General features: G+C 38.7%; 12 protein-coding genes. 9 read left to right on the top strand and 3 right to left on the bottom strand.

Annotated elements, in window-relative coordinates; genetic code table 11:
• Positions 1–93: 93 nt before the first annotated feature.
• The 3 genes from GXP67_RS09505 to mtaB all read left to right on the top strand — a co-directional run bounded on the left by GXP67_RS09505 (position 94) and on the right by mtaB (position 6,248).
• The gene (locus GXP67_RS09505) at positions 94–1,938 is read left to right on the top strand and encodes an LTA synthase family protein (RefSeq protein ID WP_162442927.1); all 1,845 of its coding nucleotides are present in this window, start codon (positions 94–96) and stop codon (positions 1,936–1,938) included.
• 323 nt (positions 1,939–2,261) lie between these two features.
• The gene (locus GXP67_RS09500) at positions 2,262–4,643 is read left to right on the top strand and encodes a PAS domain S-box protein (protein ID WP_162442926.1); all 2,382 of its coding nucleotides are present in this window, start codon (positions 2,262–2,264) and stop codon (positions 4,641–4,643) included.
• Positions 4,644–4,928: 285 nt separating this feature from the next.
• The gene (gene mtaB, locus GXP67_RS09495; protein WP_162442925.1) at positions 4,929–6,248 is read left to right on the top strand and encodes a tRNA (N(6)-L-threonylcarbamoyladenosine(37)-C(2))-methylthiotransferase MtaB; all 1,320 of its coding nucleotides are present in this window, start codon (positions 4,929–4,931) and stop codon (positions 6,246–6,248) included.
• A gap of 81 nt (positions 6,249–6,329) precedes the next feature.
• Here mtaB and GXP67_RS09490 read toward each other — a convergent pair whose 3' ends face one another.
• Entirely contained in the window at positions 6,330–7,109 is a 780-nt protein-coding gene (locus tag GXP67_RS09490; RefSeq protein WP_162442924.1) for a hypothetical protein, read from the bottom strand.
• Positions 7,110–7,252: 143 nt separating this feature from the next.
• Positions 7,253–8,488 (bottom strand): ABC transporter permease, encoded by a 1,236-nt coding sequence (locus GXP67_RS09485; protein WP_162442923.1) that lies wholly within the window; start codon positions 8,486–8,488, stop codon positions 7,253–7,255.
• 237 nt (positions 8,489–8,725) lie between these two features.
• Here GXP67_RS09485 and GXP67_RS09480 point away from each other — a divergent pair, with 237 nt between their 5' ends.
• From GXP67_RS09480 to GXP67_RS09455, 6 genes are all read left to right on the top strand, one after another.
• The gene (locus GXP67_RS09480) at positions 8,726–9,991 is read left to right on the top strand and encodes an asparagine synthetase B (protein WP_162442922.1); all 1,266 of its coding nucleotides are present in this window, start codon (positions 8,726–8,728) and stop codon (positions 9,989–9,991) included.
• Positions 9,992–10,186: 195 nt separating this feature from the next.
• Positions 10,187–10,879 (top strand): CAP domain-containing protein, encoded by a 693-nt coding sequence (locus GXP67_RS09475; protein WP_162442921.1) that lies wholly within the window; start codon positions 10,187–10,189, stop codon positions 10,877–10,879.
• A gap of 2 nt (positions 10,880–10,881) precedes the next feature.
• Complete coding sequence (locus GXP67_RS09470) at positions 10,882–11,292, top strand: hypothetical protein (RefSeq protein WP_162442920.1); 411 nt, start codon at positions 10,882–10,884, stop codon at positions 11,290–11,292.
• Between the two features lie 163 nt (positions 11,293–11,455).
• Complete coding sequence (locus GXP67_RS09465; RefSeq protein WP_162442919.1) at positions 11,456–12,667, top strand: pyridoxal phosphate-dependent aminotransferase; 1,212 nt, start codon at positions 11,456–11,458, stop codon at positions 12,665–12,667.
• A gap of 60 nt (positions 12,668–12,727) precedes the next feature.
• The gene (locus GXP67_RS09460; protein WP_232065070.1) at positions 12,728–13,762 is read left to right on the top strand and encodes a bifunctional heptose 7-phosphate kinase/heptose 1-phosphate adenyltransferase; all 1,035 of its coding nucleotides are present in this window, start codon (positions 12,728–12,730) and stop codon (positions 13,760–13,762) included.
• A complete protein-coding gene (locus tag GXP67_RS09455) occupies positions 13,749–15,551 on the top strand; it encodes a TrkH family potassium uptake protein (RefSeq protein WP_162442918.1) in 1,803 nt (600 codons plus the stop codon). Before GXP67_RS09460 ends, GXP67_RS09455 begins: the two co-directional genes overlap by 14 nt.
• A gap of 141 nt (positions 15,552–15,692) precedes the next feature.
• Here the strand turns inward: GXP67_RS09455 and GXP67_RS09450 are convergent, their stop codons facing one another.
• On the bottom strand, positions 15,693–17,015 hold the full coding sequence (locus GXP67_RS09450; protein WP_162442917.1) for a hypothetical protein: 1,323 nt from the start codon (positions 17,013–17,015) through the stop codon (positions 15,693–15,695).
• Positions 17,016–17,212 lie beyond the last annotated feature (197 nt).

Genomic DNA, 17,212 nt, shown 5'->3' with positions numbered 1-17,212 from the left:
AGACCATCCATATTACATCTGTATTATTTGTTTAATATTATCCAAATGTTTCGTAAAGTTGCTTAGGATTAACAAATTGTTAAACTTTGCAATATGAAACAAAGAGTGCTTTTCTCATTTTTTTATCTTGCTTTCTGGATTGCATATTTTATAGTAGCTAAGTTTGTTTTTTTACTGTATCACTATTCCCTCACGTCTGTATTAGATTTTCCAACCCTTGCTTTCATTTTCATTAAAGGGTTCAAGCTGGATATTTCCTTTGCCGGATATATCAGCTTGCTGCCTTTTCTGGTAATAGCTACTTCAGCGTACGTGCCAAACCGAATTACCAGTAATATTCTAAAAATATTTACACTGGCGGTTTTATGTGTAGTAACTTTTATGGTTACAGTTGACCTTGAATTATACAGAGCCTGGCATTTTCGTCTGGATGTAACGCCACTTATGTATATCAACACGCCGCAGGAAATGGTTGCTTCTGCTGCCGCTTCGCCCATATTAGTTCTGCTAATGATATTTGCCCTGCTATTGGGTGGCGCAATATTTATATGTATCAAATTTTTATTTCCCTACATAGCATCATTTCAGAAATCCAATTTTATCACGGTTGGTCTGATATTTATACTTGCCGTTAGCCTGATTATTCCTATCCGGGGAGGTTTTCAGTTAGCTCCGGTTAACCAGAGTAGTGTATATTTTTCATCCAGCGATTTTGCTAATCATGCAGCCATTAATGCCATGTGGAATTTTTCAAATTCCCTGGTAAATAGAACCTACGAAAAAATAAATCCATATACCTATTTCGATGCTGAAGAAGCTGTCAGTAAAGTTCAATCGCTGTATCCAGTCTCTCAGCAAGCCACACCATCTAAATACTTGCTCAATACGCCAAATCCCAATGTGCTGGTTATTATCTGGGAAAGCCTGACCGCGAAAGTAATTGAGCCTCTTGGTGGACTCACCGGGATTACACCTCAGTTCAGCAGGCTCTCTAAAGAAGGAGTGCTCTTTACCAATATATATGCCAGTGGAAATCGCAGTGATAAAGGAATAGTTGCCATTTTAAGTGCCTTTCCAGCGCAGCCTAAAAATTCTATTATCACTATTCCTAACAAAACGGCACATTTGCCTTATATAAGTGCAGATCTAAAGAAGAAAGGTTATCATACAGGTTTCTATTATGGGGGCGAATTAGAGTTTGCTAACATTAAGTCTTATTTATTGAAAGGATCTTTTGAAAAGGTAATTGGCAAAGAAGCTTTCAATCAGGAAGACTGGAATTCTAAATGGGGCGCTCATGACCATGTCGTATACGAAAAACTGCTTTCAGACCTGAATCAGACACCACAGCCTTTTTTCCATACCATGTTTACCTTGAGTAGCCATGAACCTTTTGAAGTACCAGTAGCTACAGCCATACCAGGAGAAGATGAACAAAGTCTGTTTTTGAATGCCATGCACTATTCGGACGAAAGCTTGGGTAATTTTATTGAAGCAGCCAAAAAACAATCCTGGTGGAACAATACGCTTGTAATTGTGATTGCTGACCATGGCCACCGGCTGCCTGAATTAAATACAGATGATAAATCGCAGGAATTTCATATCCCGATGTTATGGCTGGGAGGTGCTTTGAAAGAGAAAGGTATTATTATAGATCAGGTATCTTCCCAGACAGATTTAGTTCCAACCCTTTTGTCTCAACTGAATATGCCCTATCAGCACTATAAATGGGGACATGATATTTTTCATCCTTCTGCCAAGCCATTTGCTTATTATGTATTTAATGATGGGTTTGGCTTGATCCAGCCCGGAAAACAAGTAGTATTTGATAATGTAGGCAAGCGCGTACTTATGCATACTACCGATAGCTATGAAGAGGATATTGCCCTTGGCAAATCATACTTGCAGATTTCATATCAGGATTATTTAGATAAATAGTATCTAAACTGTTTAAAATTTAAATATTTTTAGTATCTTTTCTTCATGCTTTCATTTTTCATACCTGAAGAATGTTAAAGCTGGTATCAGGCCCTTCGCATTTTGATTAATTGTAAAAATTAAAATTAAATCCACCGGAAAGTATCACCTAAATCAGGTAGTATTAAGATAATCCTACTGGTTTCTTGGATAGATGCCCTTTTTTCAGTTAATTTTGAGAAATTATTAAACAAACCATTCATTTAAATAAATTATTTACAATTTTGTATTATTTAGTTGCTTTTTTATAAGGAAACTTAAATACATCGTTAAGTAAGATGTAGATGAAGTTAAACAGATTCATAAATACAGCCTTTTTAGCCGGATTACTTCTTTTATCAGTAGTAGGCGTGATTATCTACATAAGTTTTGATTCCTTTGTGAAGAAGGCTGACTGGGTACTGCATACTCAGGAAGTAAGCTATGCCTCCGAAAAGCTTATCTCAGCCATCAAAGATGCTGAAACCGGCCAGCGTGGATACTTTATTACCGGTGATAGTACATATCTGACTCCTTATGTGAGTGGAGTGGATGCTATGGGCCATTACCTGAAAGAACTCCGCAGGCTTACAAATGATAATCAGTCTCAGCATGTTCGTGTTGATTCTTTGCAGAAAAAGATAAGTGCCAAAGCAGCCATATTAAAATATACCATCTCCCTCAAAAATAGCAGTAATACAGTTCAGCAAATTACATTAATGTTTCCAAAAGCAGGTAAAGAATTAATGGATGAGATACGGGCTATTACGTTGGCTATTCAGCAAGAAGAAAACCGCCTGATGACAGAACGGGTAAAGTCATATGATACCAATCTTGTAGTGCTATTATGGTTGATCGGGCTTACAATAGCAGGCGCTTTTTTTGTTGCGGTATTTTCATTTATATATATTAAAAAACAGGTCGCAAAAAATGAGGCCTACGAGAAAGAGCTTTACCGCCTCAATCAGGAAATTACTATGTCCAATGAGGAAATGAATGCTTACAATGAAGAACTCACTGCTGCGAATGAAGAGCTTTCCACCAATAATGAAGAACTTCAGATCACAACGGATCAGTTGAATATCAGCAATGAAATGCTGGAGCGTTATGCAGAAGAAATCAAAGAGTTATACAATAATGCGCCCTGTGGATATCATTCCACAGATGAAGATGCGGTAATTTTAAACATCAACGATACAGAACTGAAGTGGCTGGGCTATAGCAGGGAAGAAGTGATTGGCAAAATGAAATTACATGAATTGATATCTCCTAAAGGCGGAATAAATATTAATGATACATATCAGGAATTTATTGAAAAAGGTTATCTTAATAACCTGGAGTCGGAAATGATACGGAAAGATGGCAGCGTTTTTCCGATTTTAGCCAATGTAACATATGTGAAAGACGAAAATGGGAATTTCCTGAAAACCCATGCTACTATTTTTGATATTACAGAGCAAAGGAAAATGCAGCAGAAACTGGTAGAAAGTGAACAAAACTACCGGGTTATGGCTGAAAATATTACGGATATGCTCTCCCGTCATGATGTTCAAGGCAGGTATTTTTATGTTTCTCCCAGCTGCGAACGTTTACTAGGCTATTCTCCGGAAGAAATGAAAGGAAAGTCTATTTATGATCTTTTCCATCCGGATGATGTAGAAAGTATCAGGTTATATTATATGACACTGCTGGAAATGCCAGATATCAGTAGTGTAGAACATAGATTCCGCAAAAAAGATGGGGGATACATCTGGTTTGAAACGGTAAGTAAGGCCTTCAAAGACCCAAGAACTGGAAAAATTACTGAAGTGCTTTCTGTCTCCAGGGATATTTCCCTCCGGAAAGAATATGAGGATAAGTTGAAACTGGCTTACAACGAGCTGGAACAGATAAAAACAGATCTGGAATTCAGGGTAAGGGAACGTACTGAAAAATTGGATCAGGCGCTGAAAGAGCTCCAGACCAGAAACCATGAGCTTGACAATTATGTATATAAAGTTTCACACGATTTACGGGCGCCCTTGGCTTCTATTCTGGGCCTTGTTAACCTGACCAAACTCGACAACGACATTAGTGCCATTAAACATTATTTATCGCTAATTGAAAACCGGGTAAATAAGTCAGATGAATTTATTAAATCTGTGCTCAATCACTCCCGTATCCTCAATTCCGAGATCAATCCGGTGGCTATCGACTTTAGAAAAATTATAGATACTTGTATTGAGGAACTTAGGTATCTGCCTAACCTGGAAAAAATGGACTTTATTTTCCACATTACTACGGAAGGTGATTTTTATAGTGATGAACTACGGGTAAATATTCTGTTTAAAAACCTCATTTCTAATGCCGTTAAGTACCGCAATCCCAGTGTAGATAAAAGCTACATGAAATTTGATATTGCCAGCTCTGAGCAAAGTGCTTTCATCACGGTAGAAGACAATGGGCAAGGTATTGAAGAGTTGTATATGCACAAGATTTTTGATATGTTTTTCAGGGGAACTCAACAGTCAGATGGCAGTGGATTGGGCTTATATATTGTAAAACAAACCCTTGAGCGTATTGCAGGTACAATCAGTGTAGAAAGCAAAGTGAATAAAGGCACTATATTCAGAATTACCCTTTCCAATTTAAAAACTGGTACAGTCGATTTTAATGCTCCCGCTGTTACGCTTAACCAGTTACATTAGGTATCCCAATCAGTACACTTTTATATCAAATCGAGATAAAATATTCATCTAACTGCATACGAAAGATTTTTATCAATTAGCATACGCAAAAGCAGTGTGGTAAACCCGAAGTAATATCAAACTTAACGGGGAAAAATAATAGCATGTCTGGTTGTGGTGATGACTTTTCTATTAAATCTCTTAGCCAATAATGGATTGTTTCCTTTAAAGACTTATCAAAGTTGGAAATTGCCTACCTTTGCATTTCTTTATAAATCAGACCAATAATTTGGCTTTTAGACGAGAATGAAAAAAGTTGCTTTTTATACATTAGGCTGTAAACTGAATTTTTCAGAAACATCTACTATTTCCCGGTTATTCGAACAAAAAGGATATTTGAAAGTAGACTTCAATGAGAAACCAGATATCTTTATTATCAATACTTGCTCAGTCACCGAAAATGCGGATAAAAAATGCAGGAAGGTTGTAAAAGAAGCTCTAAAAATTTCTCCAGAGGCTTATATCGCTATTATAGGCTGTTACGCCCAGTTAAAACCCAAAGAAATAGCTGAAATACCTGGAGTAGATGCAGTATTGGGAGCGGCTGAAAAATTCCGTTTGGTAGAATTACTGGATGGTTTTGAGAAAAAATCTATTCCACAGGTACTGGCTTCTTCCATTCAGGAGGTAAAGCAATTTAATCATGCCTATTCTCATAACGACCGTACCCGTACTTTTCTGAAAGTGCAGGATGGTTGTAATTATTCTTGTACGTTCTGTACCATTCCTTTAGCGAGAGGAGAAAGCCGCAGCGACAGCATCGCTAATATTCTGGTCTCTGTTGAGAAAATTGCCGGGACTAATGTAAAAGAAGTCGTATTGACAGGAGTAAATATAGGAGACTTTGGTTTACAGAATGGATTAAGAAAAGAACGCTTTGCTGATCTGGTGAAAGCCTTAGATCAGGTCGAAGGCATCAGCCGGTTTAGAATTTCATCCATAGAACCTAACCTGCTTACCAATGAAATTATCAATTTTGTGGCAAGCTCTGAAAAATTTGTGCCGCATTTCCATATTCCTTTGCAATCGGGTAATAATAAAGTTTTGAAACTGATGCGCAGGCGCTACCTCAGAGAATTATATGCCGACCGTATTGCGACTATTAAATCTCTGATGCCGCATTGTTGTATTGGCGTAGATGTAATTGTAGGCTTTCCCGGCGAAACAGAAGCAGATTTTCTGGAAACCTACCAGTTTTTGAATAGCCTTGATATTTCTTATCTTCATGTATTTACCTATTCTGAGCGGGATAATACGCCGGCTAAACATATGGATGGCGTAGTTTCAACAGCTGACCGTAGCAAACGCTCTAAAATGCTTCATATTCTGTCCGATAAAAAGCGACGGCATTTTTATGAACAGCAAATTGGCCAGATCGGTACTGTTTTATTTGAAGAAGATATTGAAGATGGATACATGCATGGTTTTACAGAAAATTACGTCCGGGTGAAAGCAAAATATGATCCTTTGCTGATTAATGAATTAAAAAAAGTAAGACTCACTTCAATCGATGCAAATGGCTTAATGGAAGTAGAAGAAGCAGAAACAGAGATAGTTCATCATTAAACAGCTTTATCCTTGCTATAAAACAAGAAGGGATGCATATTTAGCATCCCTTCTTGTTTTAAGAATATTTAATTTTGGATTTTATTTTTTAAAAAACCGTTCGGTACGGTCATTAATACTGAGATAGTATACACCCGTTTTAAGATCTGCCAACGGAATTTCTGTGCCCTTTCCTTTTTTGATTACTTCTCCTTTCAGGCTTCGCACTTCATAATCTGCTTCTCTCGACAAAGTGATCTTCGTATTTACGCTTTTTGGGTAAAAAGTTACAGGTTCTTGTGCCAGTACAAAATCGACAGCTTTGCTGTAGAAGATCTGGTGGTTTTCCTGATCCTGTGCTTTTATCCTGTATTTATTAACCTTAAATTGATGAGCAATTGGAATAGTATATATACCAGAAGCATCTCCTTTGGCAGGTACAGTAGTCACAAGTCGCCAGTTATTATTTACCAGCTGTTCTACTGTATACATAAACTGCGTTTTTTCTCCGGTTGTAGTCCAGTTCATATCGCTTGCTGTTACTGAGAATGCATTAAATTGGAAAGTGGCACTAGGACGAAGAACATAGGCATTAAGCACTTTAGGTATACATTCATCCTTATAGGTGATTTTTATAGTTACCGGATCATTTATAGCCAGAAACGATAAATCAATTTCGAATGCACTGCTTTTAATGTGGCTCATTTTCTGCACCCCATTCACAAAAACCTCTTCTGTACAAAAGCTCTTTTTATCAGAGGAAAAGGGATTTTGTACATACAGATTTTTACCCTGATACACACCTGATAAAACAATTTCTCCTGCAAAACCAGATATGTGGGAAAGAATGAAAAATGCAAGAAGCCACTGTTTTATTCGCATACACGTATTCGTGCTTTTATAATTTATAAATATATTGACAATGGCGTTACTCCAAAGATGGTGCCATACAAATTTGTGTAATATTTATAGTAATTACAAACCAAAAGTAACAGCAAAACCTGCAGAATCTTTTAAATATTACATTATTCAAAACGCAAAGATTCAATTGGATCAAGTTTAGAAGCTTTATAGGCAGGATAGTAACCAGACAATAAACCTACTCCAACACAGATAGTTAAGCCAATAATTATCCACATCCAGGGAATTACAAAACCGCCCGAACTGATGAAGGTAGAAATAAAATTGCCAATCAGGATTCCAAATATAACACCTGCAATTCCACCAAGCTGGCAAATAACAATAGCTTCAATCAGAAACTGCTGACGGATGCGGAGAGGCGTAGCACCTAAAGCCTTGCGGATTCCGATTTCCCGGGTTCGCTCCGTAACCGATACCATCATAATGTTCATAAGGCCGATGGAGGCACCAAGTAAAGTGATAAAGCCAATAACAAATCCACCAATTTGTAAATATCCGGTAATATCGTCCAGGCGAGCGGCTACTGAATTATTCTGGAGAATATCAAAGGAATCTGGCCTGCCTAGTTCATCTCTGCGGATAATGCGCATCAGGGCTGTAGCTTCTCCTACGGCATTATTAAGATCAGCCGGGTTCCATACGGAAATAGTCAGATCATAGGTAGGTTCATTATTGGTAGCAATGCGGCTGGCTGTAGTAACAGGAATCATAATGGCTCTGTCGTTGCCGCCTCCACCCATGATACTGCCCATCTTTTTAAGAATTCCCACCACTTTATACTTACTGCCCATCACATTTACATACTTATTAATAGGATCTGTTTTTTCAAATAAGCTTTCTTTAATCTCTTGTCCGATAATCGCTACATTGGCCGCATTCTCCATTTCTATATTTGAAAAATTCCGGCCGCTTTCCAGAATTAAGCCTTTAATAATGATAAAATTTTCGTTAATTCCATTCACCCGTACATTCGGATTAGTTTTCTTAGAAAGATATTTGGCTTCTGCATTTCCGGTAATGCCAACGACCATACTAATATCTGAAGGATAGTTAAAGCGTTCTTTAAAGGCCATGGCTTCCTTGAATTTAATAGGCGGATACACTTTTTCATCCTTCCCTGCATTTTGCCGACGCCATGGACGGGTGCCCTCAATATCAAATGTGTTTGCTCCTAGCTGGGAAAAATTGCTTTCGACCGAATTGCGGATACTTTCAATAGCTGTAAGAATACCTACCAATGACATAATACCAATGGCAATGATCATAGCTGTGAGCACTGACCGGAGGATATTAGATTGTATAGAGCGAATGCCCTCTTTTATGTTTTCAACTAAGTTCATGGCATCTACTAAATTATTGGCATTTTGTCTGCTATACTAACAAAAAAAAGTGTATATTTAATTAAAAAAGTTTGTAAGGAAATATAGTAAATTAAGTGGCGATTCGAAAGGAAATTCAATACAATTATACCAAGAAACTACCTGCCTGAACTTTATCAAAGTTTCGTTCATTTGAAATTTAACATCTAATTTCTTGACTTGCCGTATAGGAAATTACATAAAATCCGTTTATCTGTTATGATCCGTCGTATTTTACTGGTATCTGCGCTGTTATTTACGGCCGGCTACCGCCTTTTCGCTAATTCTATTCTTCTGCCCATGGACGAAACCCAGACTAACCATCTGAAAGCCTATGGAATTGCGTACTGGGTATTGCAACAGGAAATGGAAGTAGATTGGCTGCTTAATTACAGGGGAGGAAGTTTTATGTTTAAATACGACCGGAAGTTTGAAAATGAACTGGTGGTAAGAGGAATCAGCTACCAGGTAATTTCTGATGCACAGTCTGCCCAGATCGTTAATGAGATTAACCAGCCGGATGTAAATATGGATGTGATGAAACTGGATAAACCACCTAAGGTAGCCGTGTATTCGCCTAAATCCAAACAACCCTGGGATGATGCCGTAACTTTGGTTCTTTCCTATGCTGAAATTCCGTATGATGTAGTATTCGACGAAGAAGTAATGGACGGTAAACTGCCAAAGTATGACTGGCTGCACCTACATCATGAAGACTTTACAGGCCAGTATGGTAAATTTTACCGGTATTACCGCACAGCCCCCTGGTATCAGGAAATGCAGCGTGAGTTTGAGACGGTAGCTAAAAAATATGGCTATAATAAAGTATCTACATTCAAATTAGCGGTAGTCAAGAAAATCAGAGAGTTTTGTGCTGGCGGTGGATTTTTATTTGCTATGTGTTCGGCTGCTGATACCTATGATATTGCCCTTGCGGCCGACGGTGTAGACATTTGCGAATCTATGTATGATGGAGATGGAGCTGACCCAGCTGCTCAGAAGAAGCTAAACTTTAGTAATACCTTTGCTTTTAAAGATTTTACCATCAGCATGGACCCCTATGAGCCGGAATACTCTAATATCGATAATCAGCCATTGGAAAGAGGGTTAAGCGAAAATAATGATTTCTTTACCTTATTCCAGTTTTCAGCTAAATGGGATCCGGTGCCTACTATGCTTACCCAGAATCATCAAACTGTAGTCAAAGGCTTTCTTGGCCAGACTACCGGTTTTAAGAAAAACCTGACTAAATCCGAAGTAGTGGTATTAGGGGAAACAAAATCTGCCAATGAAGTAAAATATATCCATGGAACGTTTGCCAAAGGAACATGGACATTTTATGGTGGCCATGATCCGGAAGATTACCAGCATACGGTAGGAGAGGAGCCAACCGATCTGACCTTGCATCCTAATTCAGCGGGATACCGCTTAATACTCAATAATATTCTGTTTCCGGCAGCTAAGAAAAAGAAGCAAAAAACCTAGCATTCAATGTTTTGCCGAAAGCAAAGCCTACTGTAAATTCACGGTAGGCTTTGCTTTTTATATAATATTTAGCTATCTGTTATTCAAATAAGGTTATATTTTTACAAACAGCTGGTAAACTTATCATAAAACCAGAACCATTCCGTTTTTTAGTATGTTTTTTGCAAAGACAGATTTCAAATATTGAAACTTTATATGAAAGCAGTCGCCATCTTTTTTATAGCCGTTCTTTTTGCCAGCTTCAATTTGCGGAATACCGATAATTTCTCAGATAGTCTGTATAATCAATATACTTACGAAACGTTTGCTAATCTACCAGCAGCCAATCAGGAAATAGACCTTAATAATATAGATTATGAGTTGCTGAATGCATCAATTTTCTATGCCAGCAACAAACAGCGGGCTTTACATAAAAAGAAAACTTTTACTTTTTATCCATTATTGAGGGATGCAGCGGTTACTCAGTCTACACAAATGGTGAAGTATGACTTCTTCGATCATCAGAACCCCGCAAATGCGAAGTTAAAAACATTAAAAGACCGCCTGGAAAGTGCGGGAAGTGCAGGTAAATACACAGCAGCTGGTGAAAATATTTCCGAGTATTTTCTGATGGATTATCAGGCAAGAGAGCCTTTCAGAATCGAAAGAGTGAATAATAGACAAGTGTATTTGCATAGCAAAACCGGAAAACCAATTAAACCGCATACTTACCGTTCATTTGGCGAAGCCATCGTTGCCGACTGGATGACCTCTCCTGGACACCGGGCTAATATCCTCGACGATAAATTCACGCATCTGGGTTGCGGCAGCTTGCTGAGTACCAAACCTAACCAGTTTCCCAAAGTAAAAGCCACACAGGTATTTGGTAGATTAAAAGAAGCCAGATAGGGATGAAGAAGAAATTAATGTTGTTCCTGCGCATTGCGTCTGTAAGCTATTTGCTTGTATCTGTTTCCTCCTGCAGTTCCTCTACTCCTCAGCGCTCAATATCCCGTAAACCAGTAACGCCATATAATCCGGAAACAGATAGTATACTGCCTCCCATTACGTATACCTTGGAAGAGCTGGGAGATTTTAAGGGACCGAGTATTGTACGTAAGTCTATTTACGATTACCTGGATAAGCGATACTTGCATTTTGTTGATGGAAAGGTTGTAGAAGATCATAAAAAAGACAAAGCATTTAAGCGCCTCAAGAAGAAAGGGATTGAATCTATTGAAGTAATACCTGGAGAAGAAGCACTAGAATTGTATGGTGAAAAAGCCAGGCATGGCGCAGTAATCATCCGGTCTAAACAGTAATTTCAATTTAATTTTTGTTAATCCAATCATATAAAAACAGATCTACAGGCATCAATAGTTTTGCAAAAAACAAAGCCTATTGAATCTTGTCAATTAAATTATTGAAATACCTTAGTAAAGATTACACAAATCTGTAATTTTGAGGGTTTCAAAAATAAGCCCCATGTCCTTAACAAAAGATCTAACCCTGCTGTCAGACAGAATCAATGCCTTGTCTGAATCGCAAACCCTGGCAATGTCCAAAAAAAGCCGGGAACTGGCTGCCAAAGGCCATCAGGTAATTAACCTGAGTATTGGTGAACCTGATTTTCAAACGCCTCAACATATTAAGGATGCCGCCAAGAAAGCCATAGATGAAGGTTTTTCTTTTTATACCCCTGTATCTGGCATTCTGGAACTGCGGCAAGCCATTGCTGATAAGTTACGCAAGGAAAATAATATAGACTGGAAAGCAGACAATATAGTAGTATCTACCGGAGCTAAACAATCTCTGGCAAATGCTTTGATGTGCCTGGTAAATCCTGGCGATGAAGTAATCATTTTTTCACCTTATTGGGTGAGCTATAGCGAAATGGTGAAACTGGCAGAAGGCGAAACCGTATTGCTGGAAGGTCCATTTGAAAATGATTTTAAAGTAACGGCTGATCAATTAGAAAAAGCCATTACTCCCCGTACTAAAGTTGTAATGTACTCTTCACCCAGCAATCCTACTGGTTCGGTATTTACAGAGAAGGAACTGAGGGAAATTGCGGAAGTACTTGCCAAACATGAAAATATCTTCGTGATTGCCGATGAGATTTATGAATATATCAATTATGAGCCAAATTATTTCAGCCTTGGTTCTATTCCTTCTATCAAAGAAAGAGTAATTACCATCAATGGAATGTCTAAAGGCTTTGCCATGACTGGCTGGCGTGTGGGATATATGGCCGCTGCCAAATGGATAGCTGATGCTTGTGATAAACTGCAAGGGCAGATCACTTCAGGAACCTGTTCTATATCCCAGAAAGCGGCTGTGGCTGCTGTAAAAGGTGATATGAAACCTACTCAGGATATGGCGAAAGCCTACTTGCGTCGCCGGGATCTGGTATTAGGGTTATTAAAAGAAATTCCAGGTATCCGTACGTTTACACCGAAAGGCGCATTTTATGTATTTCCGGAAGTAAACGATTATTTTGGAAAGACTGATGGCGAAACAACCATACATACAGCTGACGACCTGTGTATGTATATCCTCAATAAAGTATATGTATCTCTGGTGACAGGCGAAGCATTTGGTGCACCCAACTGTATCCGTATTTCCTACGCTGCTTCCGACGAAAACCTGACTGAAGCGCTGCGCCGCATGAAAGATGCACTGGCCCAGTTACATTAATAGTAGATGAGCGTATGAGTAAATGGAGTAGAAGTTATTATTTCTTATCTGTTTACTCATATGCTTTACATCAACTCCATCCGCATGCAATACGATTCCTTAGAGCAAATATTTGATGCATTTAACCAGGTAAGAGTTCTCATCATTGGCGATGTAATGGTGGATTCTTATTTATGGGGAAAAGTAGACCGGATTTCTCCGGAAGCCCCTGTACCGATTGTTCATGTGCAGAAACGGGAAAAACGACTGGGAGGTGCTTCAAATGTAGCTGTAAATGTGCAGGCAATGGGTGCAGTGCCTATCCTATGTTCTGTAATTGGGAAAGATGCAGATGGCCAGGATTTCCTGGATATTCTCTCTGCGAGCGGATTGTCGAGGGAAGGTATTATTGATAGTGAAACCCGCACAACTACCATCAAACACCGCATCATTGCTGGTACTCAGCATCTGCTCAGAATTGATTCTGAAATGGATCATCTGATTACTGCAAACGAAAGACAACAGTTGCTGGATAAAATCAAACAATTAGCTCTCACTTGCCAGGTCATTATTTTTCAGGATTATGACAAGGGCGTATTGAGTAAAGAACTGATTGAGCAGGTTACTGCTTTTGCCAACCAGCATAACATTCCCACGGTAGTAGACCCTAAAAAACGTAATTTTTTGCACTACCGGGGCGTTACCCTATTCAAGCCCAACCTGAAAGAACTAAAAGAAGGCCTGAAAGTTGATTTCGATCCTACACATTCCGCTGAACTCAAACAGGTAGTAAGCCAGTTGAAAGAAAAATTACAATTGGTAGCTATTTTGGTTACACTATCTGAAAAAGGCGTGTACATTGATTATGAACAAGATAAATACCTGATGCCAGCTCATATCCGGCAGATCGCTGATGTATCGGGTGCAGGAGATACGGTAGTAAGTATTGCCGCCCTTTGTGTAGCTTTACAACTTTCGCCCCAGTTAATTGCTGGTCTTTCCAATCTGGGTGGCGGCCTGGTATGCGAACATGCCGGAGTTGTGCCCATTCATAAGGAAAGTTTGATGCAAGAAGCTTTAAAGCATAATTTCTTTACATTATATGCTCACTGTTGAAAGGTTAAATAACCGCTTGTACAATAGCCGGGAACGTGTGTATACCTGGCTCCGGTATATTACCTTGTTCAACTCATTACTAGCCATTGCCCTGCTCATTTATGGATATGGATTTAACCTGACGCATGAAGCGGTATCCATGGTTTTTGGGTGGCTCGATGTTATTTTTGGATCTTTTGTACTTGTATATCTGATCAGAGTTTTATATTCCTTTCATCGACAGGAATTTATCAAGCGCACTGGTACGGAAGCATTTATTATGGCGCTTCTGATTGCCAATGGTATAGTGAATTATATTTTTGGTTTCAAAGTACTCTATTTTCTTTCCAACTGGCTTGAGTTTAAAAATTATACTTCTTTCTATGAAGTTGTATCTACTATATTTCTAATAGTATTAATAGGTCTGGAAACCAGTAAGGCCAGTATCCGGATTTCTGCAGTAAAACTCAAACCAGCCTCAAGTTTTATTGGTAGTTTTATTCTCTTGGTTTTTGCGGGTGCCGGTTTATTAATGTTGCCAGCCATGACCAATACACCCAATGGAATGCCTTTTATCGATGCCCTGTTTACGTCGGCCAGTGCTGCCTGTGTTACCGGTTTGATTGTGGTAGATACAGCTACTTATTTTACATTTAAAGGACAGCTTATTATTTTGTTTCTGATCCAGCTGGGTGGAATAGGTATTATCAGTTTTGCAACTTTTTTTGCAGCCCTTCTGAAAGAAGGGATGGGGCTCAAGCATCAGTCTATTATTCACGATTTTATGAGCAGCGAATCTCTGTTTTCCTCCCAGGGTTTGCTCAGGCAAGTAATCTGGCTAACGCTATTGATAGAAGGAATAGGATTTGTAGCCATTTTTATGACCTGGGGGCCAGAAGCACAATTTGAAAGTTTAGGCGAGAAACTCTTTTTTTCTCTTTTTCATTCTATTGCAGCCTTTTGTAATGCCGGATTTAGTTTATATACTAATAACTTGTATGAACTTCCTGTCCGGACTGCTTATATTCTGCATATAGTAATCGCTTTACTTGTAGTAATGGGTGGCCTGGGATTTTCACCCATTATGGATGTTTTTTCTCCAAAAGCTTTGCGTGAAAGACTAATGATGCCCTGGAAAGACTGGAAATTGAATTCAAAAATAGCTATCTATATGGCTATTATACTCATCGTTTTTGGTACAGTAGGATATTATTTGTTAGAAAGGAAAAATTCCCTCTCAGGCCTTAATTTTACGGAAGCTGTTATTACCGCTTTCTTTCAGTCTGTAATCACCCGGACAGCTGGATTTAATACAGTAGATTTTACCAAACTACTGGACCCTACGCTCATTATGATCATATTTTTAATGTTTATTGGAGCATCGCCTGGATCTACTGGTGGGGGTATTAAAACAACTACTTTTCTGCTCATAGCGGTATCTGTTATCTCTACCATTCGAGGCAAAAAAATCATTTCCATAGATAAGCGTACCATTCCTATGGAATTGCTTTTTAAAGCTTTCTCCGTAATTACTTTTGCCGCCGCCTACTGTTTACTTGCCGTATTTGTACTTTCTATTACCGAACCCAAACAAAATGGCATAGATTTGTTATTTGAGCAGGTTTCTGCATTCGCCACTGTTGGATTGAGTACAGGCGTTACCCCACAATTGTCGCCATTCGGAAAAATACTGATCACCTTTTCTATGTTTCTGGGAAGGGTAGGAACTGTTACCCTGGCGCTGGCCATCAGCCGGCCTGTAATCAGTAATGCCTATCATTACCCTGATGCCCATGTAATGGTAGGATAATTCTACAATTAAAAGGCTAGGCTCCATATAAACTGAGCTTGAAAATCTTCATTATGAGCATTACAGCTTATCAATAACATACAAAAGAAAGAAAACAAACTTATTATTCTCAGTCTTTTTAACTTTCCCAAATTGATAAATTTATCTACTTGCTTTCCTTCTCGTATAAATCAGGGAATCGCCTTCTTGGGTATAATATCTCGCAAGCGCAGGAATACGGTTAAATAAGGTTTTTACTTTCCCTTGCTGGTCCACAATTACATCGGGGAGGTCTTTTCTGAAATTTTCATATATTTCTGTTACAATCTGGTAATCATCCAGGTTATTAAAGTGCCGCTGGGCAAGTTTCCATTGCAAGTAGGGTGTGGCAGGTGTATTATATAAGTAGGGAGCAGGATTATCTCCGGCAACTAATACTTTTTTCCCTTTTACGGCTGTTGTTTCGGGAGCAGATGTGATCGTAAAATCGGATAGATCTACCCAGCTTTTTGTAGAGACAATTGGAAAAATATTGCTGAAGTTGATAAACAAAACAGCACAGAATAAAACTCCAAAGGCAACATCTGCCATCCATCCTTTTCGTACCAATAGGAAAAAGTGCGTTCCAAAAAAGACTACCCCAGGTACAATAATGATAAGTTGGTAAGGAGCCAGCTCGGGAGCAATCAGCAAGCATACGCCAGCGGCTACCAGCCAGAGGAATACAGTCTGCTGGCAACGGATCTGATAATGAATGAACCGGGTATCTCCGCCTACTAATTGTAAAGAGGCAATCGTAAGCAGGGCAAGTAAAGGAGAAGCAATCAGCAGAAATTCAATAATGGATATATAATAAATCTTCCTAAACTCCAGCAAATGTGAAAGCCAGCTGAAATACAGTTCCTGCAAGCCATTGATCATATAAAAAAATAAGCCTGTTAATCCCATGGCAAAGGCAAAGCCAAACAGCATCAGGAAATATTTGCGTATTCCGGTAGCCGCCAGCAGCAGAAAACTGACCAGTATATATATAATAAATATACCTAAAGGAGCATAAAACAAGGTAGCTACTCCGATGTAAAATCCAATGGAGAATACTTCATCATTTCCGGCTGTTTCGCTAATATGAATAAATGCGCCATCCAATGCCAGAAGCAAAAAAGTAACGCCCATGAGCATTGGCGAAAGCGTAAAGAAATCGAAGAATAAACCCATGCACAATACATACAAGAGCAAAGGGATATTCGATCTTTCGGGATATATATTGTTGCGGCGTAGAGAGAAATTAAAAAAAACTGCCTGAAGAATGACCAGTAGAAAAGCTGTAATTTGATAAGCCAGCTGGCTTCTGCCAAACAAGGCATCCAGCAGCCAGTAAAATAAGCCTGCCAAAGGGCCTACATCCGTCCAGGTTTGCGTATACAATACAAACCCTCTGCTCATCCGTTCACCAGCCAGCATCCATTGCAGTTCAGGAACAATCAAGGGTGGTCTTATTGTTATAAGGGGAAGGTAAACGGCAAATAATAGCAGAATAGATGCTATTATTGTGAATAATTGATTTGTTTTAAAAAAATTGACCAAAACTTTAAATTATTAGTATAATACTACACGTACCTTCGCCTTCATAAACGAGCAATTGGACGAAAATTATTGCAATATTGGAAATAATTACAAAATAA

The organism is Rhodocytophaga rosea (assembly GCF_010119975.1).
GTDB classification, from domain to species: Bacteria; Bacteroidota; Bacteroidia; order Cytophagales; family 172606-1; genus Rhodocytophaga; species Rhodocytophaga rosea.
Note: the sequence above shows the minus strand (reverse complement) of the source record. Positions and strands in the feature narration are given on the sequence as shown.

What these genes read in the sequence shown, in the direction of transcription:
- GXP67_RS09505 (WP_162442927.1), top strand. Translation starts at nt 94, where the DNA reads ATGAAACAAAGAGTGCTTTTCTCATTTTTTTATCTTGCTTTCTGGATT.
- GXP67_RS09500 (WP_162442926.1), top strand. Translation starts at nt 2,262, where the DNA reads ATGAAGTTAAACAGATTCATAAATACAGCCTTTTTAGCCGGATTACTT.
- mtaB (WP_162442925.1), top strand. Translation starts at nt 4,929, where the DNA reads ATGAAAAAAGTTGCTTTTTATACATTAGGCTGTAAACTGAATTTTTCA.
- GXP67_RS09490 (WP_162442924.1), bottom strand. Translation starts at nt 7,109, where the DNA reads ATGCGAATAAAACAGTGGCTTCTTGCATTTTTCATTCTTTCCCACATA.
- GXP67_RS09485 (WP_162442923.1), bottom strand. Translation starts at nt 8,488, where the DNA reads ATGAACTTAGTTGAAAACATAAAAGAGGGCATTCGCTCTATACAATCT.
- GXP67_RS09480 (WP_162442922.1), top strand. Translation starts at nt 8,726, where the DNA reads ATGATCCGTCGTATTTTACTGGTATCTGCGCTGTTATTTACGGCCGGC.
- GXP67_RS09475 (WP_162442921.1), top strand. Translation starts at nt 10,187, where the DNA reads ATGAAAGCAGTCGCCATCTTTTTTATAGCCGTTCTTTTTGCCAGCTTC.
- GXP67_RS09470 (WP_162442920.1), top strand. Translation starts at nt 10,882, where the DNA reads ATGAAGAAGAAATTAATGTTGTTCCTGCGCATTGCGTCTGTAAGCTAT.
- GXP67_RS09465 (WP_162442919.1), top strand. Translation starts at nt 11,456, where the DNA reads ATGTCCTTAACAAAAGATCTAACCCTGCTGTCAGACAGAATCAATGCC.
- GXP67_RS09460 (WP_232065070.1), top strand. Translation starts at nt 12,728, where the DNA reads ATGCTTTACATCAACTCCATCCGCATGCAATACGATTCCTTAGAGCAA.
- GXP67_RS09455 (WP_162442918.1), top strand. Translation starts at nt 13,749, where the DNA reads ATGCTCACTGTTGAAAGGTTAAATAACCGCTTGTACAATAGCCGGGAA.